Origin of the sequence: Burkholderia sp. BCC1999 (assembly GCF_905339975.1) — a bacterium.
Taxonomy (GTDB): domain Bacteria; phylum Pseudomonadota; class Gammaproteobacteria; order Burkholderiales; family Burkholderiaceae; genus Burkholderia.
The window spans coordinates 26,347-49,539 of the sequence record NZ_CAJPHP010000008.1 but is presented as its reverse complement, the minus strand read 5'-3'; the positions used below and the strand labels follow the sequence as shown (position 1 = coordinate 49,539).

Genomic DNA, 23,193 nt, shown 5'->3' with positions numbered 1-23,193 from the left:
TACGGCTAAGGGTTATTCGATTCGATAAGCGTGTGACCTTGGAATGCGCACGGGGCGGCCGCTCGAAGGCGGGCGCGCGTGCGCATGCCGAGGCGCGCTCGGCGCTTGTTTCAGCGGATCAACGATTTCAGGTGGTTCAGCAGGCGCGAGAACACCCGCGGACGGGCATCGAGCGTCAGCATCGCGTCGTAGTGGTTGCGCGATTCCGTGACGTGCGGGAGGTTCGACAGCAGAAGGCCGAAGTTCATGGTCTGGCTCCGTGCGGCGACGGCAGGCGTGCCGGCCGCGTGATGGGTGCGGGGCCAGTCCGGGGCCTGAACGACGTGTCAGGCTAGTCGGCCGGATTGACCCTGCGACCCGGGTTCAAAAGGGTCTGTGTGTGCAACGGGCATAAGGGACAACTGTCACTGTCGTTCATGGCGGCTCCTGTGCGGTGTTCCGGAAAACACGGTTGACCGCCGTCAGGCATGCGGGCCGCCATTCGCGAGCCGGGAAAAGGCATGCGCGAACGCGGCCGCCTGCCGGGCGGCGGTGAAACCGGGCAACGCATGCGAAAACGCATCACGCTAACCGGCGCGAATCAGGGTGCACGTAGGGATTTGCTGCGGAATACTGCTGCGCGCACCGTTTGCCTGGGAGACAAACGGCGGCTTCGATGAGGCGCGGACGTCGGTCGCTCAGGCGGAAATTTCGTTCGAAGATCGACTACTGCAGGCGTCCAAGGCGGCGGCCCCAAGAGTGAAGATGCCGGATTCTATGGACCGCCCGAAAGTGAAGTCAACCCCTCCAAACCCCATTTCTCGAAATAAATTTCCCGCTTTCCGCCACTGAAAGATTTGCCCTTGAAATGGCGTACCGGAACCTTTCATCGCGTCGCTCAGCGGTCACGCAACGATGCGTGCGAACAACGACGTGGCATCCTGCCGCGCGCTTCCCGCGCCCCGCCGAAACGCTGCCGCGCCGCGGCGGTCGGTTGCGACGCGCACGCCACAGACGTCATCTTTTGTGCTTTTTTTGCTTGCACCGCAGCAAAAGTCGCGACTACAATCCGCCCCAATTCATCAAGGGAGTCCCTCCGTGGACACATGCTCTAGTTGCAGTTCGATGCCGGTCCAGGCCGGCCAAGCCATCGCGAGATAGCAGCCAGACGCATGTCTTTCGCCGCTAGCTCGCATTCGCCGGGTTAGCGCGCTTCCTCCCGGGCCGGCCATCGCCGCCCCGCCAGTCGCACGCTCCGTTACGTTCCACCCTCCGATCGCAGGTCGCGTCACGCGCCCGCGCTCGATCACGTCGTCCGGCATTTGCCGGACCGGACGGAGGCAGCGTCATGTTTCTTCAATCCTTCGCGCTCAGACTCAAGCGCATCGTGCACGTCGCGTGCGACCGCTCGTTCGCGTCCGGCCTCTCGCCGCTCGCTCACGCGTTCAGCAACTGGCGCGGCGTGGCGCTCGCCCACGTGCCGGCAACGCCGCGCCCGCTCGACTGCGTGCTGGTCGCCGCGATGGCGGCCGCGATCGCGCTCGCCGCGCTGCTGTGCTCGGCCGCATCGCGCCTCGGCTTCGCGCAGGTGTGGCGCGTCGGCGGCTGGCTGCCGTAACCCCGTCGCCGCGCAGCGGCACGGCTCGCCCCGGGCCGCCGCGCGATCGTCTCGCCGCGTTTCCCGCATCACGTTTTCGTTTCTTCAGTCTAACTAATCAAATCATCGACGGAACCCACATGAAGAATCACCTCGAACCTGTCCCGCGCAAGCTCCGCGCCAATGCGCTCGCCACGCTGCTGCTGTCGCTCGCCGCCACCTCCGCATTCGCGCAGGCGTCGAAGCCGGCCGCAGCCGAACCGGCGGCCGGCGCCAGCGACGCCGCCGCTCCCGCACAACAGGCCGCCGATGCTGCCGCGCCCGCCCCCACCGGTCTCTGGGAGCGTTCGAACCTGCTCGGCAACATGGGCGGCCTGCGCGATCTCCTCGGCGATCACGGCGTCACGCTGAGCCTGCAGGAAACCAGCGAGTACCTGTACAACACGTCCGGCGGCACGAATCGCGGCGGCGCGTACCAGGGGCTCACGCAATTCGGTTTCAACGTCGATACCGGCAAGGCGATCGGCCTGCCGGGCGGCACGTTCAACGTGTCGGGCCTGCAGATCCACGGCACCAACCTCACGCAGCGCTACCTGCAGACGCTGCAGACCGCGACCGGCATCGAAGCGAACTCGACCACGCGCCTGTGGGAACTCTGGTACCAGCAGTCGTTGCTCGACGGCAAGGTCGACGTGAAGGTCGGCCAGCAAAGCGTCGACCAGGAATTCATGGTGAGCCAGAACGCGGCGACGTTCATGAACGCGACGTTCGGCTGGCCCGTGCTGCCGTCCACCGACCTGCCGGCCGGCGGCGCCGCGTATCCGCTGTCGTCGCTCGGCGTACGGCTGCGCGTGAAGCCGGCCGACGCGTGGACCGCGATGATCGGCGTGTTCGACGGCAATCCGGCCGGCCGCACCGACGGCGACGCGCAGGTGCTGAACGCACACGGCACCAACTTCAACCTGCGAAGCGGCGCGTTCGTGATCGGCGAAGTGCAGTACGCGCTGAACGCGCCGCCCGCCGACCCGAAGGCGCCGCAACCGGTCGGCCTGCCGGGCACGTACAAGCTCGGCTTCTGGTATCAGTCGCAGCACGCGAACGATCCGCGTTTCGGCACCGACGGCCTGTCGCTCGCGGATCCGGCCAGCAACGGCACGCCCGCCACGCATCGCGGCAACTACGGGTTCTATGCGGTCGCGGACCAGATGGTGTGGCGGCCGTCGGCCGACAGCCCGCGCTCGGTCGGCGTGTTCGCGCGCGTGATGGGCTCGCCGGGCGATCGCAATATCGTCGATTTCGCCGCCAATGCAGGCGTGACGCTGAAGGCGCCGTTCAAGGGACGCGACAACGACGTCGCCGGCATCGCGGTCGGCTACGCGAAGATCGGCTCGCATGCGCGCGGCCTCGACGGCGACACCGGCGTGTACACGACGCCCGGCTATCCGGTGCGCCGCGCGGAGACGGTCGTCGAAGCGACCTACCAGTACCAGGTCGCGCCGTGGTGGCAGGTGCAGGCCGACCTGCAGCACTTCTTCCGCCCGGGCGGCGGCATCCCGAACCCGAACGCCGCCGGTGCACGCATCGGCGACGAAACGGTGGTCGGTGTACGCACGACGATCACGTTCTGATGCAAGCCGCATGAAGACACGGGCCGGACGGCCGCTTGCGCGACCGTCCGGCCCGTGTGCGGGTGTACGTGCGGGCAGGTGGCCCGCGCCGCGTATTACTCGCCGTACAGTCCGAGCAGTTTAAGCGTGACGCCGTTGGTCCAGCCGAAGCCGTCCTGCAACGGATATTCGCCGCCCCCGCCCCCTCCGGTACCGGCGCCTTCGACCACGTATTTCTCGACGAGCTTGCCTTCGGTCGCATACACCTGCTTCACGTCGGACAGGAAGCGCGTGCCGATCTCCTTCGCGAGCGCCGGTTCACCATAGCGGCGCAGCCCGTCTATCGCGATCCACTGCAACGGCGCCCAGCCGTTCGGCGCATCCCACTGCTGGCCCGTGTTCTCGGTCGTCGTCGCGAGGCCTCCTGGCTGCAGGAGCGTCTTGCGCACTTCGCGCGCGGTCGCCTTCGCGCGCTCGGGCCATGCGACGCCCGCGAACAGCGGATACAGCGTGGCCGCCGTCACGCCATCGCGCGGCTTGCGCAGTTGCCAGTCATAGTCGCCGTAATAGCCGCGACGGTTCCACAGATAGCGATTGATCGCGGCCGCACGCCGCGCCGCGCGCCCGGAGAAATCGGTCACGCATGCCAGGTCGCGCGTGACCGTGCAGCCCTTCACGATCGTCGTCTCGAGATGGAACATCAGGCTGTTCAGGTCGACCGGCACGATCGACGTCGTACGGATCGTCGCGAGCGTCTTGCCATCGCCGAACCAGCGCGAGCTGTAGTCCCAGCCGCTTTCCGCGCCCGCGCGCAGGTCGCGGTACACCTCGCTCGCCGGACGGGACGGCACGGATTTCGCGGTCGTCACGTCCTCGAGATACGACTCGTCGCGCGGCGTGTCGCTCGCGTCCCAGTAACGGTTCAGCACGGCGCCGTCGGGCATCGCGACCACGTGGCGCGCGGCCTGCCCGCGCGGCGTCGTGGTTTCGCCCTGCATCCAGTACGCGTGTTCCTTGCGCAGCTCCGGCAAGTACTTCTGGTAGATCTTGTCGCCCTCGGCCTGTGCGGCCAGCGTGACCATATAGGCGAAGAACGGCGGCTGCGAGCGGCTCGCGTAATACGTGCGGTTGCCGTTAGGGATGTGGCCGATCGTATCGATCAGATGTGCGAAGTTGTCGAGCATGTCGTCGACGAGATCCTCGCGCCCCGACACCTGCAGCCCGAGCATCGTGAAATAGGTATCCCAGTAGTAGCCTTCGCGGAACCGGCCGCCCGGCACGACGTACGGTTTGGGCATCGCGATCAGCGAACCGTATTGGGGCACCGTGACGCTCGTGCGCGTGAGCTGCGGCCACAGCCAGTCGATATGCTGGCGCAGCGTCTGGTTCGGCGGCGGTGTCACGCCGCTTTCCGGCGGCGGCGTGAAGTGCTGGCCGACGAACGTCTTCAGCGAAAAGCCCGGCTGCGATTTCTGTTGCTGATACAACTGCACGATCGTCGCGGGATCGGTATCGGGCGTCGCGTCGACGAAGGTCTTCTGGTCGGGATAGATCTGCGCGGTCTGCACCGCGACGAACAGGTCGCCGTAGAGCTGGCTCGGCGGCGGCAGCAGCGTGCCCGACGCGGGGGCCGTCGCGGCGGTGGCGGCCGCTACCGTGGACTGGCCGGCCGCTTGCGCAGCGGCCCGGTTCGCGTTGTCGGCCTGCGCGGCGCAGCCGGCGACGGCGAGATAGGCGACGGCCAGCGCGGCGGCCCAGCGCAGACGCGGCGTGGGCAGCGCAGCACGTGACGAGAGATGAACCGGGAAGCGAGATGCAATCGATGCGGCACGACGTGACGTCATGACGTGTCCCCTCCTTTCGATGGTGAGTGGGTCGGCACGAGGTCTCGTTCGCGCGCGCGTTCGTCTCGATGGCCCTCGATCGATACGCGTCATGTTGTGGTGCGAGTGGATTCGACTGTCGCACGAAACGTGCTCATCAAGCAAGTTTCGATTCGCGCGACTCGCGCAGATAACCGCGTACCGCCCGCCACGCGCGCACTTCGAGCGCCGCCGCATCGGTCTCGCCGCGCGCGCCCGCCGCATCGACGATTCCTTTCACGATCGCGAGCAGGTCGTGTGCAACGACGTCGAGTGCGGCGACACGCGGCGCGTCGCGCAGGCCCAGCGCATGCAGCAGCGTCGCGTGGATGCGGTCGGCAACGCGCGCGGTGCGCGCACCGAGCGGCAGCCGCGCTTCCTCGAAATCGATCAGCCGCGCGAGCACCGGCCGGCGCATCTGGTGCGCGACGGCCCCGCGCACCAGCATGCGCAGCACGTCGTCGCAGGAAGACAGCGCGGCCGCCCGGTCGACGTCGTCGAGCAGATGCGCACTCTCCCGCTCGACGAGCGCGGCCGTCAGCGCATCGCGATTCGGGAAGTATTGATAGAGCGAACCGATGCTCACGCCGGCCAGCGCCGCGACGGCGTTCGTCGTGTAACCGTCGAAGCCGTCGCGCTCCAGAATGCGAGCAGCGGCCTCGACGATCGCGTCGACGGTGGCCACCGAGCGGCGCTGGCGCGGCGCCTTGCGGGGCGAAAGCGGAATACGCGAAGACGATTCGGACATGACGGGAACGCGAGTTTCGAACATGAGTAAACGCTCATATTCTAGAAACGCTTTTTCACGCCGTCAAAAGGAATCACCATGCCCCGCCAAACTTCGAACGCGCACACTATATTCATGCTCGTGAAGATGCGCGTCGGTGCCGCCGTGCCCGGCCGCTTCCGGCAACGGCACGAACACGTCGAGCCGTTCCGGGATCGCTGCGTCGTCAGCGTCGGGATCCTGCCGTGCGTCGAGAGCGCATCGCGTGCGTCGAACGACGGCGGGGCCGCGCAGTCCTCCGGTCAGTTCGGTCGCGCACACAAACACGATCGTCGGGCCACGTTTGCGCAGTCGTTCTTTTTACATAGCTCGCCGGAAAGGACGACTGTTGCAACATGCGGAACAACTGTTGTCACGCGTGACTCAGCGGTCACATTGTGGGCATAATGACGCCTTTACCGCGCGCCCAGCCCATGTCGCCCGTCTTTCTAGCACCGCTCATCGTTGCCTGTGCGTTGTTCATGGAAAGCGTCGACGCAAACATCATCGTCACCGCGCTGCCCGCGATGGCGAGGGACTTCGGGCACAACCCCGTCACACTGAACATCGCGATCACGGCCTACGTGGTCGGCCTCGGCGTGTTCATTCCGATCTGCGGCTGGCTCGCCGACCGCTTCAGCGCACGCTCCGTGTTCCGCACCGCGATCGGCATCTTCGTCGTCGGCTCGCTGATGTGCGCAGCCTCCAACTCGCTCGGCGTGCTCACGTTCGCGCGCTTCATCCAGGGCGTCGGCGGCGCGATGATGGTCCCGGTCGGCCGCATCATCATCTTCCGCGCGGTGCCGCGCTCCGATCTCGTGCGCGCGATGAACTACCTCGCGATTCCCGCGCTGTTCGGGCCCACGGTCGGGCCGCTCGTCGGCGGCTTCATCACGACCTACCTGCACTGGCGGATGATCTTCTTCATCAACGTGCCGATCGGTATCTACGGGATCTATCTCGCGAGCAAGCACATCGCGAACACCCACGAGCCCGATCCCGGCCCGCTCGACTGGTTCGGCTTCCTGCTGTCGGCAAGCGGCGCCGCACTGCTGCTGATGGGCCTCACGCTGATCGACGGCTCGCTCACATCGCGCTCGAACGCGATTCTCATGTGCGTGGCCGGCACCGTGATGCTCGCGCTGTACGTACCGTACGCGCGCCGCAAGGAGCGGCCGGTGCTCGACCTCAGTTTCCTGAAGATCCCGACGTATCACGCGAGCGTCGTCGGCGGGTCACTGTTCCGCATCGGCCTCGGCGCGGTGCCGTTCCTGCTGCCGCTCGCGCTGCAGGAAGGGCTCGGCATGACCGCGTTCCATTCGGGGCTCATCACGTGCGCGTCCGCGCTCGGCGGCGCGGTGAGCCGCTCGACGGCCACGCATACGCTGCGCCGCTTCGGCTTTCGCACGGTACTGATCTACAACGCGGCGTTCGCGGGCCTCGCGATCGCCGCGTACGGCGTGTTCCATCCCGGCATGGCGACCTGGGCGATCTGGTTGATCGTGCTGGTCGGCGGCATCTTCCCCGCGCTGCAGTTCACGAGCCTCAACTCGATGATCTACGCAGATATTTCGCCGCGCGACGCCGGCCGCGCGACGAGCCTCGGCAGCGTCGTGCAGCAGATGTCGCTCGGCCTCGGCGTGACGGTGGCGGGCCTCGTGCTGCACGTGTCGCACTGGCTGCAGGGCCATCAGACGATGATGTGGTCGGATTTCTGGCCCGCGTTCCTCGTGGTCGGGCTGTGCTCGTTCGCGTCGATTCCGATCACGCGGCGGCTGCCACCCGGCGCCGGCGACGAAGTCGCGCGCGGCAAGCGGCAATGATCAATACGCAGTAAGCGGCCGGTACGGCCAGGGAAACGAATGCCGCGGCATGACATGCCGCTCGGCGAGGAGTGAAAAACCGGAAATACAAAAAAATCAGCGGACATCCACTCGGGGCCGGTGCACAGCCGCATGGATGTCCGCTCAGGGCTCCTGGATTCCCGATGGGGGTTGAGAATCCAGGATTCGCTTCCTGCGTGCCATGGACATATGTGCGTCGGAAGCGGAATCATTGCGCGCACTTGTCGTCGCGCCATGAACTGCACTATAGGGAAACTTGCGAAACCCGTCTGTCAAGCATTGTCAGACGCGTTGCAGCGGTGCGTCGCACGTGTGCGCCGCTTTCGCGCTAAAGTGGTCCCCGATCGCCACCCTCGACCGCCACTCCGATGCTTACGCTCTCGCCCGCCGCCGCCCGCGCGCTGCATCTCGCCGCACAGGGCCTGCTGACGCCGCCCCGCCGCAAGGCGACTAAGGCCGACGTGCTCGACTCGATCCGCCGGATGGCGCAGTTGCAGATCGACACCATCAACGTCGTCGCACGCAGCCCGTATCTCGTGCTGTTCAGCCGCCTCGGCGATTTCGCGCCGCAGTGGCTCGACGAACATCTCGCCGAGGCGCGCCTGTTCGAGTACTGGTCGCACGAAGCGTGCTTCCTGCCCGTCGAGCAGTTCGGGCTGATGCGTTACAAGATGCTCGATCCGTCGGGGATGGGCTGGAAATACGCAGCCGAGTGGCATGAGCAGAACCGGCCCGACATCGAGCAGCTGCTCGCGCGGATTCGCGCCGAGGGCCCGGTGCGGTCGGCCGACTTCGAGCGCGAGGATGGCGTGAAGGGCAACGGATGGTGGGATCGCAAGCCGGAGAAACAACACCTGGAGGTGCTGTTCACGACGGGTGACCTGATGGTGTCGGAACGCCGCAATTTCCAGCGCGTGTACGACGTACGCGAACGCGTGCTGCCCGGCTGGGACGACTCACGCGACCTGCCGCCACGCGATGCCGTGCTGCCGGCGCTGCTCGACTACACGTGCCGTGCGCTCGGTGTCGTGCGCGCGGACTGGGTTGCCGACTACTACCGGCTGCCGCGCCGCTCGTACCGCGAGGAACTGGAGCGGCTCGCGGAAGCCGGCGACCTGATTCCGGTGCAGATCGACGGCTGGAAGGAGCCCGCGTACGTGCATCGCTCGCTCGAGGCATTACTGCCGGCCGCCGGAACCGACACGCTGCGCTCGACGGTCACGACGCTGCTGTCGCCGTTCGATCCGGTCGTCTGGGACCGGCGTCGCGCGTCGACGCTGTTCGGCTTCGACTACACGATCGAGTGCTATACGCCGCAGCACAAGCGGCGCTACGGCTATTTCTGCCTGCCCGTGCTGCATCGCGGCCGACTGGTCGGCCGCGTCGATGCAAAAGCGCATCGCAGGCTGGGTACGTTCGAGCTGAAGGCCGTGCATGTCGAGCCGGATGTGCGCTTCGGCACGGGGCTCGCGGCCGACGTCGCGAAGGCCGTGAAGAAGCTCGCGGCATGGCACGGCACGCCGGAGGTGACGGTCGCGCATGCGCCGCCCGAGCTGGTGAAGGCGCTGGCCGGCGCGTAACGGCGTCACGCTCACGCGGCCGGCTGTCTCGGCGGCACACGCCGCCGGTTGCGGATCAGTCGCGCAGCTTGCGAAAACGCGGCGTGCCGTCCTCGAGGTTCCCGTTGAACATCGCTTCCGGGCGCACCCACAGCCCGCGCGCATGCGGCCACAGATGCTCGTACACGACCACCGACTCCTCGGTTTCGGAATGGCGCGCAACGCCGATGTAGCGGTACAGCCCGCCCTTGTAGTGACGGTGCGTCGCGAGCTGTTCGGCTTCCTGTTCGGTCATGATGGGCTTCTCTTCGGCAAAAACGGAAAGCGCGTATTGTATGCGCAGCGCCGCGCGTCAGCGTTTCGCGTAGATGTCGGGGCGGCGAATCTCCATCAGCCGCTCGGGATTCGCTGACGGCCCGAAGCCGACCGGCCGGTACAGCTCGTGCGCATCGGTCGTCACGAGCATGATGCGGCGCAGCCGCTGCACCATCTCCTGCGCGAACACGTGGTCGATCAGCGCGCGGCCGTAGCCGTTGCCGCGATCGGCCGGCAGCACGAACACATCGCACAGGTACGCGAACGTCGCGTGATCGGTGACGAGCCGCGCGAACCCGACGAGCCGGTCGCCGACATACGCGCCGAAGCACAGCGAACCCTCGATCGCCTTCTCGACCACGTCGCGCGGAATACCCTGCGACCAGTACGCGTCGCGATGCAGAAAATCGAAGATCGCGTCGATGTCGAGTTCGCGCTTGTCGGTGGAAAATCTCAGCGTAGCGGGGGCGGCTGCGGGCACGGCTGTTCTCCGGTCGGGGTCGGAAGGCGGAGCATCGACGATACCGCGCCGTGACGCGGGGGACAAGGGACACCGCCAATCCGCTGCGGCTGAAGGCTGGCGCGACGCCTTACCCCCAGCGAACACCGTTCGAGGGCATCGGCAAGCCCGAACCGCTAAAGGCCAATCTCTCGGGTTTCTGGTCGCGGCGCATCGACGACACGAACCGTCTGGTCTACGAGGCTGACGACTTTCAGATCAGCATCGTATCCTGCCGCTATCACTACGGGTAGCACGGCCTTCATCGATTCTCACCACGGCGCCGGCAACGTCTTGTCGGCCTTGCAACGCTTCAGCGGAAGCGGCTTCGCAGCCATGATCCTCGTCACGTCGCGCTTGTGTGGATCAATCTCCAGGTCGAGGCACGCGCAGCCGTAGCCGTGCTCCCCGGCGTTCGTGACGACCCACCCCTGCTTCGACATGTCGGGCATCTCGTCGAGGCCCGGCACCGGCTCGCTGCCCATGGTCGACAGCGTCCAGCTGCCGTCCTTGTCGACCAGCCACCAGTTGGCCGGCGTCGGGTTCTCGAGCCATCCGCAGCGTTTTACCGGCGCGGCGGCCACCGCCGTTGCGGCGGTCGACGCGAACGCCGCCGCGAGAACCCACATCGCACAACGGGCACGAGCGATTTTCATTGGATCGAATTCAGGCACGAAGAAGCATCGGGAAACCGCCATCACGGGCGCCGGACAGCATACCGGGCTTTCCTTCCCGCGTCGCGCGCCAGCCGGCAACACACGCACGCCGAACGGCACGCGTCCGCTTTTCGGTGGATCATGTAGCCCGTGCAGGATGCAAGCAAGCGCACACACCAACAACGACAGACTGGACGGAGCGACCCATGCACGCCCAAGCCGCACTCACCGCCCCTGCGACCCGGCCTCCCCTCGCGCGCCGCGCCGCGTTCTGGCTCGCCGCCGTCGCGCTCGCGTCCGCCGCGCTGCCGGCCGAAGCGGCCGAACTGCGCGTGATGATCTCCGGCGGCTTCACGGCCGCATACGAGCAATTGGGTCCCGGCTTCACGGCGTCATCCGGCGACACGCTCGACACGATTTCCGGCCCGTCGATGGGCCAGTCGAAGGAAGCGATTCCGAATCGCCTCGCGCGCGGCGAGAAAGCCGACGTATTGATCATGGTCGGCTATGCGCTCGACCAGTTGATCAAGGAAGGCAAGGTGATTCCCGCGTCACGCGTCGAGCTCGCCGATTCGCGGATCGGGATGGTCGTGCGCGCCGGCGCGCCGAAGCCCGACATCGGCACCGTCGACCAGTTGAAGGCCGTGCTGCTGCACGCGAAATCGGTCGCGTATTCGGACAGCGCGAGCGGCGTCTACGTCGAAAAGGAAATGTTCCGGAAGCTCGGCGTCGAGGATCAGGTGAAGCCCAAGGCGAAGATGATCCCGCGCATCCCGGTGGCGTCCGTCGTCGCGAACGGCGACTACGAAATCGGCTTCCAGCAGGTCAGCGAACTGCTGCCGGTGCCGGGCGTCACGTATGCGGGCAAGGTGCCCGAATCGGTGCAGTCGGTCACGCGCTTCGCGGGCGGCATTCCGGTCAGCGCCGATCATCCGGAGGATGCGAAGAAGCTGCTCGACTATCTCGCGTCGCCGCAGGCGCAAGCGACAGTGCAGGCAACAGGGCTCGATTCGGTGACAATGTCACCCGCCCAATAACCCTGTCGCGTCGCTTCATGACCTTCCGCCTCATCGCATTCGACTTCGACGGCACGCTCGCCGATTCGCTCGACAGCTTTCTCGCGGCGCTGTCGGAAGCGTCGCGCCTGCACGGCTTTCGCGACGCCACGCCCGAACTGCGCCCCGCGTTGCGCGGCATGTCGGCGCGCGACATCATTCGCGCGCTCGACGTGCCGATGTGGAAAGTGCCGCGCGTGACGATCGACATGCGCCGCCTGATGCAGCCGCGCGTCGCACAGGTGAGGCTGTTCCCCGGCGTCGACGCAACGTTCGATGCGCTCGCCGCGCGCGGCATCCGCATCGCGATCGCCACGTCAAACACGGAAGACATCGTGCGCGACCGGCTCGGCCCGCGTGCCAGCGCGCGGGTCGACACCTTCGCATGCGGCATTCCGCTGTTCGGCAAGGCGCGTCGCCTGCGTGCACTCGTTCGCGAGGCCGGTGTGCGTGCCGACGAAGTGCTGTACGTCGGCGATGAAATCCGCGATGCCGACGCGGCGCGACGCGCACGCATTGCATTCCAGGGCGTAGCGTGGGGCTACACCGCACCCGACGCCTTGCAGGCACATTGCGCGACACCGTTGCTGCCACACCTCGAATCGTTGCTCGATCGCGTGTGACGCTTTCTCGCGCATTGCATGCGCGATCCGACACGTCGCTCGACGTGCACGACACAGCAGCAAGACGATGAAACGCGGATGACATGCGCGTGCTTCTCGTGCATTGCATGCGCCACGTGCACGCAAAAATTGCCGCCATCGCACCCGCATCAGGTACGCAATACCTGTCTGCAAGCACGCACATCGATTCGTCTTACCAACCGTTACACAAACCACAGCACGGTTGCACCTGCTACCCGACCGCTCTCCTAGAATCAGTCGGGCCGGGAAACACTTCGACCGGCGCCGCGGCAGAGCGGCGGTCGAATCCGGCCCGGGCGCGCCCGGTCTCTCGCACAGCTACGGATCACGTCATCCGTTTTTTAACCAGAGCCCCGATCGAAAGGAGGTCCCATGAACCGCTTTCCCCACATCTCGCGCCTTGCTTTGTCTGCCGCTGGCCTGCTTCTCGTCGCCGTGACGGCGACCGCGCAAACCGCCCAACCGGCACCCGCGGCACCTGCCGCGCCGGCGGCCGCCGCGACGCGCATCCACGAAGCCGACCAGGCCTTCATCACGGACGGCACGAAGACCGTGTCGACGCAGCACGACGCCGCACGTATCGCCGATTCGCGCACGTCGGACAGCCAGGTCAAGGCGTTCGCGCAACGCGTGTCGGCCGACGACGAGAAGATCATTCAGGCGATGCGCGCGGCGAGCCCGCGCGGCGTCGACGTGCCGGCCAACGACCCGGACACCGCCGTGCTGAGCAGCATCAAGAACCTGCGCGGCGCCGAGTTCGACAAGGCGTATATCGAGCAGGTCGCCCTTGCCGGCCAGCAGAAGGCGATCTCGGCATTCCAGGCCGAAATCGCATCGGGCCGCGACACGAAGCTGAAGGAAGTCGCACGCCAGTCGCTGCCGATCCTGCAGGCGCACTACGCGGACGCGCAGAAGCTCGCGCAGCGTCACCACCTCGCATCGGCGCAGTAACGCGATGCAGCGCCGCGCCTCGCGCGCGGCGCACCGCTTCCCCCCTCGTCGCGCTGCCGCCTCCCTTGCCGGCGGCGCGACGCACGTCACACACGTCACACGTTACGTCGCAAGCTTCGCTCTCAGCCGCGCACTCACTTCCGGCCATTCGTCGTCGATGATGCTGAAGCGTACCGAATTGCGCTTGCGGCCGTCGGGCATGATCCGTTCGTGGCGCACGATCCCCTCCTGTTTCGCCCCGAGCCGCAGAATCGCCGCGCGCGATTTCTCGTTCAGCTCGTCGGTCGTGAACTGCACACGCACGCACTGCAGCGTGTCGAACGCATAAGCCAGCAGCAACCACTTCGCTTCGGTATTCGCACGCGTGCGCTGCGCCGATTCGCTCAGCCACGTATGACCGATCTCGAGCTTGCGATTCTTGCGGTCGATCTTCCAGAAACGTGTGCTGCCGACCACGCGGCCCGATGCGCGATCGACGATCACGAACGGCATCACCGTGCCGGCCGCGCGCCCCTGCAATGCCGTATCGATATAAGCATCGACCGTCTCCGCGCCCGGCACGACCGTGACCTTCAGGTTCCACAACTCGCCGTCGGCCGCGGCGTCGAGCAGTGCCTGCCGGTCGGAGGCATCGAGCGGCCGCAGTACGATGCGTTCGCCGGAGAGGGTCGGTGGTTCGAAGGCAGGCGCTGCAGCGGTCATGACGAGATTCCGGAAAGTGAGGACGGTAGCGGCGAAACGCCCATCATACGGTGCCGCTAGCCGAGGTGCGCGGCCAGCCTGCGGCGGATCGCCTTCGCCTCGCCGCGCAGCGCATCGGCAAATGCATCGACGAGCAGATTCTTCGGCCGGTGTTCGGGCACGATCATGCTGACGCGGTACGGAAACGATCGCGTGAGCGGCCGCACATGCAGGTCGCGCCCGACGAAATCGAGCGCGGTCAGCGGATTGACGATCGCGGCGCCGAGCCCCTGCCGCACGAACGCGCACACCGACACGGCCGACGGCGTATCGACCACCGAGCGCGGCGCGACGCCGAGTTGCGCGAACGCCTCGTCGATCAGGATCCGGTACGGATCGTTCAGCGACAGGCTCACGAACGGGCGATCGGCGAGATCGAGCAGGTCGATCGCGTCCTGCGCGAGCAGCGGATGGCCGTCGGGCAACACGCACACTTCGTCGACTTCGAGCAGCGGCGTGAGCACGGTGCCGGCCGGCGCGATGTCGTGCTCGGTCAGCCCGAGGTCATAACGCTGCGCGGTGAGCCACTCTTCGAGCATCGGAGACTCCTGCGTTTCGACCGAGATGCTGACGCCCGCATGCGCGTCGTGAAATCGGCGGGCCGCACCGGGCAGGATCGCGTGCGAGAACGCCGGCAGCGCGATCACCGACAGCTGGCCGTCGCGAAACTCGCGCAGGCGCGCGGCCGTCGCCGCGACGCGTTCAAGCCCCACATACGCGAGCCGCACGTCGTCGAACAGCGTGAGCGCGGCCATCGTCGGCCGCAGCCGGCCGTGCGTGCGCTCGAACAGCGCGAAGCCGACGACCTGCTCCATCCGCGCGAGCTCGCGGCTGATCGTCGGCTGCGACGTGTACAGCATCTCGGCCGCACGCGTCGTGCTGCCGGTGACCATCAGCGCGCGGAATACCTCGATATGACGGTGCGTGAGCATGATCTTCTATATCAAAAATGAATCGAATATCGATAAACAGGCATTTTACTGCATAGCCAATCAGGTGCATCATCCACGCTATCCGTTCATTCGATCCGATTTATCCGCCATGTCCCTCGATTCCCGCCAGCTCGCGACGCTCGCGCAGCAATACGGCACCCCGCTGTGGGTGTACGACGCCGACGTCATCCGCGACCGCATCGCCCAACTGCGCCAGTTCGACGTGATCCGCTATGCACAGAAGGCGAACTCGAACATCCATATCCTGAAGCTGATGCGCGAGGAAGGCGCGTGCGTCGACGCGGTGTCGCTCGGCGAGATCGAACGCAGCCTCGCCGCAGGCTTCAGCCCCGCGGGCGAGCCGGAAGGCGTCGTGTTCACGGCCGACCTGATCGACCGCCCGACGCTCGCGGCCGTGCTGAAGCACGGCGTGACCGTCAACGCCGGGTCGCTCGACATGCTCGCGCGCATCGGCGAGCACGCGCCGGGCCACCGCGTGTGGCTGCGCGTCAACCCCGGCTTCGGCCACGGCCACAGCAACAAGACCAACACCGGCGGCCCGCAGAGCAAGCACGGCATCTGGATCGACGATGTGCCGCGCGCGATCGAGATCGTGCGCCAGTACGGGCTGAAGCTCGTCGGCATTCACATGCACATCGGTTCGGGCGTCGACTACGGCCACCTGTCGCAAGTGTGCGATGCGATGGTCGATCTCGTCACGTCGCTCGGCCATGACATCGACGCGATCTCGGCCGGCGGCGGCCTGTCGATCCCGTATCGCGACGGCGAGCCGCGCGTCGATGTCGATCATTACTTCAGCCAGTGGGACGCCGCGCGCAAGCGGATCGAGCGGCACCTCGGCCACCCGGTGCGCATCGAAATCGAACCGGGCCGCTTCCTCGTCGCGGAAGCCGGCACGCTCGTCACCGAAGTGCAGGCCGTCAACCGCCGGCCGAAGCACGATTTCGTGCTGATCGACGCCGGCTTCAACGACCTGATGCGTCCGTCGATGTACGGCAGCTACCACGCGGTGTCCGTGCACGCGCACGACGGCGCGCTGCCCGCCGGCCGGCCGGCCGTCGATCTCGCGATCGCGGGGCCGCTATGCGAATCGGGCGACGTGTTTACGCAGGATGCGGGCGGAGTGGTCACGCACCGCAAGCTGCCGCAGCCGCAGATCGGCGACCTGCTGTTCCTGCACGACGCGGGCGCGTACGGCGCGTCGATGTCCTCGAACTACAACAGCCGGCCGCTCGCGCCGGAAGTGCTCGTCGATCACGGTACGCCGCGGCTGATCCGCCGCCGGCAGACCATTGAAGAACTGCTCGCGCTCGAAACGTTCGACTAACGCGCATCCCGCGTGACGAAGGCCAACGGCCAGGCTTGCCACTACCGGCAGCCTGGCCGTTTTGCTTTTCGGCGAGCCACCGGTTCACCCGTTCACGATGCGGAGCAACCCCACCGTCGCACCGTAGCACCCGATGCTTCGCATCACGCGCAACCGCAGCAGATCGCTTGCGCCACCTTCCGCACGCAGAGAAAAACATTCCACGGCACGCAGAAAGTGCGTGCATCTTTGGAAACACATTCCTTTTTGACAAACCTAAGATTGCCCTCAGTCGCTCAGCATTCGTGTCACCGGATGCGCATCGACGAGGCACCCGGTCCACTCCTCTCGCAAAGCCGTACGGGCAATCATGAACACCATGCTTGAACTCTTCGCCGCGCACCGGAACATATTCGACATGCATGCCGCGCGGTCAGCTCACGCGTCATTCGACGGCCGCTCGCACTGCTCACGCCTTCAGCCGCACACGCGCCGCGCCACCGTCGCGCGCGAACGCATGCCGTAACGCACGGCATCACGCACGGCGGCGCTCGATTCGCGCCGCCACCCGCCGCACTGATTTCCCGCTCACGGCGACGCCGCTCGTTGCCGCGGCGTCGCGCACCCTGAATTTTCGACAACAACCACGGAGACAACCATGAAGCACTTCAACCCGACGCTCAAGCAAGGCATCGCGGCCGCCCTCCTCTGCATCGCGACCGCGACGTCGCACGCGGCTGACCTGCTCGACACCGTCAAGCAATCCGGTGTACTGAAGATTGCGCTGGAAGGCACTTATCCGCCGTTCGACTACCGCAACGCCGACGGCCAGCTCGAAGGCTTCGATGTCGACGTCGCGAAGGCGGTTGCGGCCCGCCTCGGCGTGAAGCCACAGTTCGTGACGACTGAATGGAGCGGGATTCTCGCGGGCCTGCAGGCCGGCAAGTTCGACGTGATCGTCAACCAGGTGGCGATCACGCCGTCGCGCCAGCAGGCGCTCGACTTCAGCGCACCGTACGTGTATTCGTCCGCGCAACTGCTGCAACGGCAGAACGACGCACGCGCATTCAAGTCGCTCGACGAGCTGAAGGGCAAGAAGGTCGGTGTGACGATGGGCAGCAACTACGTCGATCTCGTCAAGACCGTGCCCGCGATCGACCTGCAGGTCTACCCCGGTACGCCGGAAAACCTCCGTGACCTCGCCGCCGGTCGTCTCGACGCGGCAGTCAACGATCGCCTGATGCTCAACTACCTGATCAAGAACTCGCACTTGCCGCTGCGCCCGGGCTCGGTGCTCGCGGGCGGCGAAGACCGGATGGGTATCCCGTTCCGCAAGGGCAACCCGAAATTCGCGAAGGCGATCGACGACGCCGTCGCATCGCTGCAGCAGGACGGCACGCTGAAGAAGATCTCGATGCAGTGGTTCGGCACGGACACCACCAAGCCGGTGACGCAATAACGCAGCCCGCCGCGCCCGCGCGCACGAACGCGCGGGCCGTCCGGCACACAATCAGGAGACACGCAATGGAAGCACTCCAACTGGTCGTCCATACGTTGCCCGTGATGGTCAAGGGCGCCATGCTCACGCTGAAGTTTGCCGTCGCGTCGATGGCGCTCGGCCTCGTCGTCGGGCTCGTGATCGCGATCATGCGCATCGGCAGCAACCGCCTTGCCGCCAGCCTCGCGCAGGGCTATGTCAGCCTGATGCGCGGCACGCCGCTGCTCGTGCAGATGTTCGTCGTCTACTACGGGCTGCCCGATCTCGGCATCACGCTCGACCCCACGACGGCCGGCATCTTCACGTTGACGCTCAATGCGGGCGCCTACCTGTCCGAAAGCATGCGCGGCGCGATTCTCGGCATCGGCCGCGGGCAATGGGCGGCCGCCCACAGTCTCGGCCTCACGCACGTGCAGACGCTGCGCTACATCGTGTGCCCGCAAGCGCTGCGCCTCGCGGTGCCGAGCCTCGGCAACACGCTGATCAGCCTGATCAAGGACACGTCGCTGGTTTCCGTGATCACCGTCACCGAATTGCTGCGCTCGACGCAGGAAGTGATCGCCGCGACGTTCCAGCCGCTGCCGCTCTATCTCGCCGCCGCCGCGATCTACTGGGTTCTCAGCACGCTGCTCACGCGGCTTCAGGGTCGCGTCGAGACGCGTCTCGCGCTGCCGTCCACGCATTGAGCGCACCCCCGGCATTCACATGAACTCCATCGACGGACAGAACATGATTACGCTCGACAACGTATCGAAATGGTATGGCAAGCATCAGGTGCTTTCGGCATGCAGCGCAGCAGTCTCGAAGGGTGAGGTGGTCGTCGTGTGCGGGCCGTCGGGCTCCGGAAAATCGACGCTGATCAAGACGATCAACGGCCTCGAACCGTTCCAGAAAGGCAGCATCACCGTCGACGGCACGCGGCTCGGCGACCCCGCCGCGAAGCTTGCGCAACTGCGCGCCCGCGTCGGCATGGTGTTCCAGCATTTCGAGCTGTTTCCGCACCTGTCGATCACCGACAACCTGACGCTGGCACAGATCAAGGTGCTCGGCCGCCGCAAGGACGAGGCCGTCGAGAACGCCATGAAGCTGCTCGACCGTGTCGGCCTGAAAGCGCACGCGCACAAGTATCCGGGGCAGTTGTCCGGCGGGCAGCAGCAGCGCGTCGCGATCGCGCGTGCACTGTCGATGAACCCGGTCGCCATGCTGTTCGACGAACCGACCTCCGCGCTCGATCCCGAGATGATCAACGAAGTCCTCGACGTGATGGTCGAGCTCGCGCGCGAAGGCATGACGATGGTCTGCGTGACGCATGAAATGGGTTTCGCGCGCAAGGTTGCGCATCGCGTGATCTTCATGGACCAGGGCGCGGTGGTCGAGGACGCGGCCAGCGACCGGTTCTTCGCGGCACCGCGTTCCGAACGCGCGCGCGACTTCCTCGACAAGATCCTGCATTGAACGATGCGACAACTGTCCCGCTTCGCTTGATCGACACTCCAAGGAGACATCTTGAACCACCTGCATTCGACCGACACCGTTCTCGCCCATGAAGGCCGCTCGCACGGCCAGCCCGGCTCGCCGGTGAACCCGCCCGTCTATCGCCAGTCGACGCTGCTCTTTCACGGCACCGATGCGCTCGACGCCGTACGCGGCACGCCGCTCGCGTACGGGCGTCATGGCAGCCCGACCACGCGCGCGCTCGAGAAAGCGCTCGCGCGACTCGAAGGCGCGCACGCCGCGCTGCTGACGCCGAGCGGCCTCAGCGCGATCACGACCGCGCTGCTCGCGGTGCTGAATCCGGGCGACCATCTGCTGATGGCCGACTCCGTGTACGACCCGACCCGTTCGTTCTGCGACGAAACGCTGGCGCGCCTCGGCATCGAGACGACCTACTACGATCCGACGATCGGCGCGCACATCGCCTCGCTGATGCGGCCGAACACGCGCGCGGTATTCGCCGAATCGCCGGGTTCCCTGACCTTCGAAGTACAGGATATTCCGGCCATCAGCCGCGTCGCGCACCTGCACGGGGCGGTCGTGCTGCTCGACAACACGTGGGGCACGCCGCTGAATTTCCGCTCGTTTTCGCATGGCGTCGACGTGTCGGTTCACGCCGCGACCAAATACATCGCCGGGCACTCGGACGTACTGATGGGGGCGATCCTGACGACCGAGGCGCTCGCGCCGAAGATCACGCGCTGCTACCGGCAGCTCGGGATGACCGTCAGCGGCGACGATGCGTATCTCGCACTGCGCGGCCTGCGTACGCTGTCGGTCCGGCTCGAGCGGCACCAGCGCAACGCGCAGGTGCTGACCGATTGGCTCTCGCAACAACCGGAAGTCGCGCGGATCCTGTATCCGGCGCGCCCCGGCGACGCGGGCCACGCGCTGTGGCAGCGCGATTTCACGGGCGCGTGCGGGCTGTTCGGCGTGGTACTGCATCCGCAGGCCGACGAAGCCGTGCGCGCGCTGCTCGACGGCATGACGTGCTTCGGCATGGGGTATAGCTGGGGCGGATTCGAAAGCCTGATCATCCCGTCCAATCCGTCGCGCCACCGTACCGCCACCCAATGGGCGGCGACGGGCCCGCTGCTGCGGATTCATGCAGGGCTCGAGCACCCCGACGACATGATTGCCGACCTCGCCGCCGGCTTCGCGAGGATGCGCGCCGCCGCGCTCGCGGAAGCCTGAAATCCGGCAACGTAGTACACGCCATCCCGCATCACGTTTTCTTCGACGTTCGTCCCTCTCTCATAGCGAGACCATCATGAAAGACACGCTGTTCATTCTGCGCCCGGGCTTTTTCAAGGACTCCGAAGGTCCGTTCTACTGCGGCGATTCGGTTTCCGTCGAAGGGCTGCTGAGCTTCTACCCGCAGCTGCGCGACGCTGTCGACGTCGAGTACATCGACGCGCCGCGGCCGCGCCAGCCGATCGTCGCGCTGATCGGCGCGGACAACCAGTCGGCGCCTGTGCTCGTGCTCGGCGACGGACCAACGCCTAACGACGACACACTCGCGATTCGCGAGCACAACGGCAGGCGCTTCATCGATTCGCCTGCCGAGATCCGGCGGTACTTGTCTTCGCAATACGACGTCGCGCACGTCGCATAAGCGCACCGGCGCGTGCGGCCGAGCGGCCGCACGCTACCTCACCGTCACACGCGCGTCGGCGCCCGCCGCACGCCACGCCTTCAGCAGCACCGCTCGCCGCCTCGGATAACGCACATCCAGCCGTTCCAGCTCGACGATGCGATCGGTCCGAAAATGCCGGAAGTCGTTCCGCCCTTCGCACCACGCCGCCAGAATCCGCGCGTCATTGAAATAGCCGAGCGCGAATGGCCACACGATCCGTTCGTCGATCGCTTTCCGGCCTTCGCCCGCATATCGAATCCTGATCTTGCTTTCGGTACGAATCGCCGTACGCACGGCACCCATGTCGACGATCTCCCGATCCTCGACCGTACGCGGGCCGACGAGCAGCGTCGTGCATTCCATCTCGCGGCGCAGCTCGGCGGGTAGCACCGCGGAGATCTTCGCGAGCGCATCGGACGCAGCCGTCGTGAGATGCGCATCCGCGAACTTTCCGACCCAGCGAAAGCCGAGCATCAGCGCTTCGAGTTCCGATTGAGAAAACATCAATGGCGGCAGCATGAAACCGGCACGCAGCACGTAGCCGACACCCGGCTCGCCTTCGATGTCCGCACCCTGCGCCTGCAACGATGCAATGTCGCGATAGACCGTCCGGAGGCTGACACCGAGTTCCCCGGCCAGCACGCGGCCGCTCACCGGGCGGCGGTGACGCCGCAGCACCTGCAGCAGCGAGAGCAGTCGTTCGGCACGCGCCATCGTTCCATGCTGCCACTTTCTGACAGCATCCGTTCATAGAATGGGAAGCATCTTAATCGATCCCTGGACGGCTCCGCATGACCTCCCCGAATCTCGTTCTTCTGTATGTCGACGATCCGACGCGCAGCGCGCAGTTCTACGCACGCCTGTTCGGGCGCCCGCCCGTTGCCGCGTTTCCCACCTACGCGGCGTTCACGCTCGACAACGGGCTGCATCTGGGCCTGTGGTCGACCCGCGCGCGCGATTTCGTGTCGGGCGGCGCCGGCCACCGCTCGGAGCTGGCATTCATGGTCGACGACGACCACGAGGTCCGGCGCCTGTACGAAGCGTGGAAGGCGCTCCGTGTGACGTTCGAGCAGACGCCGATGACGGCCGTGTTCGGCCTGACGTTCGTCGCGCTCGACCCGGACGGTCATCGCTTGCGCGTGTGCACCCCGGACGATTGAGCGCGAGCGGGCGCGACCTGCGACGGGTCGCGTCCGCGCCCCTGCTCAGGCGCGCGCATCACCCCGCGCGCTGCACGGGCGCCATTTTCGAGAAGTATTTCGCGCCCGCCACGCAGCCGACCACGACGACCGTCACGACGACCATCGACGGCGGCACCGTCTCATGCAACAGGCCGGCCGCCAGCAGGAAGCCGAAGAACGGTTGAAGCAGCTGCAACTGGCCGACGCCCGCGATCCCCCCGAGCGCGAGCCCGCGATACCAGAACACGAAGCCGATCAGCATGCTGAACAGCGACACGTACGCGAGCCCCCACAGCGCGGCGGCATCGACGGCGTCGAACGACGCGGGCCACGTGAGCCCCGTGAGCGGCACCATCAGCGGCAGCGACAGCACGAGCGCCCACGAGATCACCTGCCAGCCGCCCAGCTGGCGCGACAAGCGCGCGCCTTCCGCGTAGCCGAGCCCGCACGCGACGATCGCGGCCAGCATCAGCGCATCGCCGACCACCGACGCCTGCCCGCCGTTGCGCAGCGCAAACGCGGCCACCGCGCCGCTGCCGACGATCGAGAAGATCCAGAACGGCAGCCGCGGCCGCTCGCCGCCACGCCACACGCCGAACAGCGCGGTGGCCAACGGCAGCAGCCCGACGAACACGATCGCATGCGCCGACGTCACATGCTTCAGCGCGAGCGCCGTCAGCAACGGGAAGCCGACCACGACGCCGAGCGCGACGATGGCGAGCGACACGGCCTCGGCCCGCGTCGGCCGCCGCTGCTTCAGCACGACGAGCAGCAGCAGGCCGAGCGCACCGGCGATCGTCGCGCGCGCGAACGTGAGGAACAGCGGGTCGAGCCCCTGCACCGCGATACGCGTCGCAGGCAGCGAGCCACTGAAGATGATTACGCCCAGCAGGCCGCTGAGCCATCCGTCGGTCGTCTTTTGCACGGGAAATCCTGAACGGGGAAAGTGGATGACCGATGATCCGCCGCCCGCGAAAAGCGCGTAAGCTACAGCCCAATACAATTCAGACAAACTGTACTGGACAACCGACCGTACAGTTCATTTTCGTC

25 protein-coding genes are annotated in these 23,193 nt (G+C 66.4%); 15 read left to right on the top strand and 10 right to left on the bottom strand.

Going from position 1 to position 23,193, the window contains the following annotated elements; translation table 11 throughout:
* Positions 1-110: 110 nt before the first annotated feature.
* Positions 111-248, bottom strand: a complete 138-nt coding sequence (locus U5809_RS13135) for a hypothetical protein (protein WP_322086824.1) — start codon at positions 246-248, stop codon at positions 111-113.
* Between the two features lie 1,079 nt (positions 249-1,327).
* On the opposite strand from U5809_RS13135, the gene U5809_RS13130 reads away from it, so the two are divergent.
* Complete coding sequence (locus tag U5809_RS13130; protein ID WP_322086823.1) at positions 1,328-1,597, top strand: hypothetical protein; 270 nt, start codon at positions 1,328-1,330, stop codon at positions 1,595-1,597.
* A 119-nt stretch (positions 1,598-1,716) separates the two neighbouring features.
* Positions 1,717-3,204 (top strand): carbohydrate porin, encoded by a 1,488-nt coding sequence (locus U5809_RS13125; RefSeq protein WP_322086822.1) that lies wholly within the window; start codon positions 1,717-1,719, stop codon positions 3,202-3,204.
* Positions 3,205-3,299: 95 nt separating this feature from the next.
* Here the strand turns inward: U5809_RS13125 and treA are convergent, their stop codons facing one another.
* Entirely contained in the window at positions 3,300-5,027 is a 1,728-nt protein-coding gene (gene treA, locus U5809_RS13120; protein ID WP_322086821.1) for an alpha,alpha-trehalase TreA, read from the bottom strand.
* A 136-nt stretch (positions 5,028-5,163) separates the two neighbouring features.
* Complete coding sequence (locus U5809_RS13115) at positions 5,164-5,793, bottom strand: TetR/AcrR family transcriptional regulator (RefSeq protein WP_322086820.1); 630 nt, start codon at positions 5,791-5,793, stop codon at positions 5,164-5,166.
* A 452-nt stretch (positions 5,794-6,245) separates the two neighbouring features.
* Here U5809_RS13115 and U5809_RS13110 point away from each other — a divergent pair, with 452 nt between their 5' ends.
* Positions 6,246-7,634, top strand: a complete 1,389-nt coding sequence (locus tag U5809_RS13110; protein ID WP_282508865.1) for an MFS transporter — start codon at positions 6,246-6,248, stop codon at positions 7,632-7,634.
* Between the two features lie 389 nt (positions 7,635-8,023).
* Positions 8,024-9,235, top strand: coding sequence for a winged helix-turn-helix domain-containing protein (locus U5809_RS13105; protein WP_322086819.1), 1,212 nt, complete (start codon positions 8,024-8,026; stop codon positions 9,233-9,235).
* A 55-nt stretch (positions 9,236-9,290) separates the two neighbouring features.
* Here U5809_RS13105 and U5809_RS13100 read toward each other — a convergent pair whose 3' ends face one another.
* On the bottom strand, positions 9,291-9,509 hold the full coding sequence (locus U5809_RS13100; RefSeq protein ID WP_006480837.1) for a DUF1653 domain-containing protein: 219 nt from the start codon (positions 9,507-9,509) through the stop codon (positions 9,291-9,293).
* A gap of 57 nt (positions 9,510-9,566) precedes the next feature.
* On the bottom strand, positions 9,567-10,010 hold the full coding sequence (locus tag U5809_RS13095) for a GNAT family N-acetyltransferase (RefSeq protein ID WP_322086818.1): 444 nt from the start codon (positions 10,008-10,010) through the stop codon (positions 9,567-9,569).
* Positions 10,011-10,093: 83 nt separating this feature from the next.
* Between U5809_RS13095 and U5809_RS13090 the strand changes: the two genes are divergently transcribed.
* Positions 10,094-10,282, top strand: a complete 189-nt coding sequence (locus U5809_RS13090) for a Txe/YoeB family addiction module toxin (protein ID WP_322087002.1) — start codon at positions 10,094-10,096, stop codon at positions 10,280-10,282.
* Positions 10,283-10,300: 18 nt separating this feature from the next.
* On the opposite strand, the gene U5809_RS13085 is transcribed toward U5809_RS13090, so the two are convergent.
* Positions 10,301-10,702, bottom strand: a complete 402-nt coding sequence (locus U5809_RS13085; RefSeq protein WP_322086817.1) for a DUF4087 domain-containing protein — start codon at positions 10,700-10,702, stop codon at positions 10,301-10,303.
* A gap of 188 nt (positions 10,703-10,890) precedes the next feature.
* Here U5809_RS13085 and U5809_RS13080 point away from each other — a divergent pair, with 188 nt between their 5' ends.
* The 3 genes from U5809_RS13080 to U5809_RS13070 all read left to right on the top strand — a co-directional run bounded on the left by U5809_RS13080 (position 10,891) and on the right by U5809_RS13070 (position 13,334).
* Positions 10,891-11,721 carry a substrate-binding domain-containing protein gene (locus U5809_RS13080; protein WP_322086816.1) on the top strand — a complete coding sequence of 277 codons (831 nt, stop codon included), beginning with the start codon at positions 10,891-10,893 and terminating at the stop codon, positions 11,719-11,721.
* 17 nt (positions 11,722-11,738) lie between these two features.
* On the top strand, positions 11,739-12,362 hold the full coding sequence (locus tag U5809_RS13075; RefSeq protein WP_322086815.1) for an HAD hydrolase-like protein: 624 nt from the start codon (positions 11,739-11,741) through the stop codon (positions 12,360-12,362).
* A 393-nt stretch (positions 12,363-12,755) separates the two neighbouring features.
* Complete coding sequence (locus U5809_RS13070; protein WP_282508857.1) at positions 12,756-13,334, top strand: DUF4142 domain-containing protein; 579 nt, start codon at positions 12,756-12,758, stop codon at positions 13,332-13,334.
* Between the two features lie 102 nt (positions 13,335-13,436).
* Here the strand turns inward: U5809_RS13070 and U5809_RS13065 are convergent, their stop codons facing one another.
* Both U5809_RS13065 and U5809_RS13060 read right to left on the bottom strand, forming a co-directional pair.
* Positions 13,437-14,036, bottom strand: a complete 600-nt coding sequence (locus tag U5809_RS13065) for a GNAT family protein (RefSeq protein ID WP_322086814.1) — start codon at positions 14,034-14,036, stop codon at positions 13,437-13,439.
* A 56-nt stretch (positions 14,037-14,092) separates the two neighbouring features.
* The gene (locus tag U5809_RS13060; protein ID WP_322086813.1) at positions 14,093-15,007 is read right to left on the bottom strand and encodes a LysR family transcriptional regulator; all 915 of its coding nucleotides are present in this window, start codon (positions 15,005-15,007) and stop codon (positions 14,093-14,095) included.
* A gap of 109 nt (positions 15,008-15,116) precedes the next feature.
* Here U5809_RS13060 and lysA point away from each other — a divergent pair, with 109 nt between their 5' ends.
* The 6 genes from lysA (at position 15,117) to U5809_RS13030 (ending at position 20,941) form a co-directional block, all read left to right on the top strand.
* Entirely contained in the window at positions 15,117-16,355 is a 1,239-nt protein-coding gene (lysA, locus tag U5809_RS13055) for a diaminopimelate decarboxylase (protein WP_322086812.1), read from the top strand.
* A 637-nt stretch (positions 16,356-16,992) separates the two neighbouring features.
* Complete coding sequence (locus tag U5809_RS13050) at positions 16,993-17,793, top strand: transporter substrate-binding domain-containing protein (protein ID WP_322086811.1); 801 nt, start codon at positions 16,993-16,995, stop codon at positions 17,791-17,793.
* 65 nt (positions 17,794-17,858) lie between these two features.
* The gene (locus U5809_RS13045; RefSeq protein WP_175022152.1) at positions 17,859-18,518 is read left to right on the top strand and encodes an amino acid ABC transporter permease; all 660 of its coding nucleotides are present in this window, start codon (positions 17,859-17,861) and stop codon (positions 18,516-18,518) included.
* Positions 18,519-18,561: 43 nt separating this feature from the next.
* The gene (locus tag U5809_RS13040) at positions 18,562-19,287 is read left to right on the top strand and encodes an amino acid ABC transporter ATP-binding protein (protein WP_176050037.1); all 726 of its coding nucleotides are present in this window, start codon (positions 18,562-18,564) and stop codon (positions 19,285-19,287) included.
* A gap of 51 nt (positions 19,288-19,338) precedes the next feature.
* Positions 19,339-20,520: a cystathionine beta-lyase gene (gene metC / locus U5809_RS13035; protein WP_282508852.1), complete on the top strand. Its 1,182-nt coding sequence runs from the start codon at positions 19,339-19,341 to the stop codon at positions 20,518-20,520.
* Between the two features lie 76 nt (positions 20,521-20,596).
* Positions 20,597-20,941, top strand: a complete 345-nt coding sequence (locus U5809_RS13030) for a DUF3088 domain-containing protein (protein ID WP_322086810.1) — start codon at positions 20,597-20,599, stop codon at positions 20,939-20,941.
* A gap of 33 nt (positions 20,942-20,974) precedes the next feature.
* Here U5809_RS13030 and U5809_RS13025 read toward each other — a convergent pair whose 3' ends face one another.
* Positions 20,975-21,676 (bottom strand): YafY family protein, encoded by a 702-nt coding sequence (locus U5809_RS13025; protein ID WP_322086809.1) that lies wholly within the window; start codon positions 21,674-21,676, stop codon positions 20,975-20,977.
* A gap of 77 nt (positions 21,677-21,753) precedes the next feature.
* Here U5809_RS13025 and U5809_RS13020 point away from each other — a divergent pair, with 77 nt between their 5' ends.
* Positions 21,754-22,122, top strand: coding sequence for a VOC family protein (locus tag U5809_RS13020; RefSeq protein WP_322086808.1), 369 nt, complete (start codon positions 21,754-21,756; stop codon positions 22,120-22,122).
* A gap of 58 nt (positions 22,123-22,180) precedes the next feature.
* Here U5809_RS13020 and U5809_RS13015 read toward each other — a convergent pair whose 3' ends face one another.
* Positions 22,181-23,068 (bottom strand): DMT family transporter, encoded by an 888-nt coding sequence (locus U5809_RS13015; protein ID WP_322086807.1) that lies wholly within the window; start codon positions 23,066-23,068, stop codon positions 22,181-22,183.
* Positions 23,069-23,193: the final 125 nt, after the last annotated feature.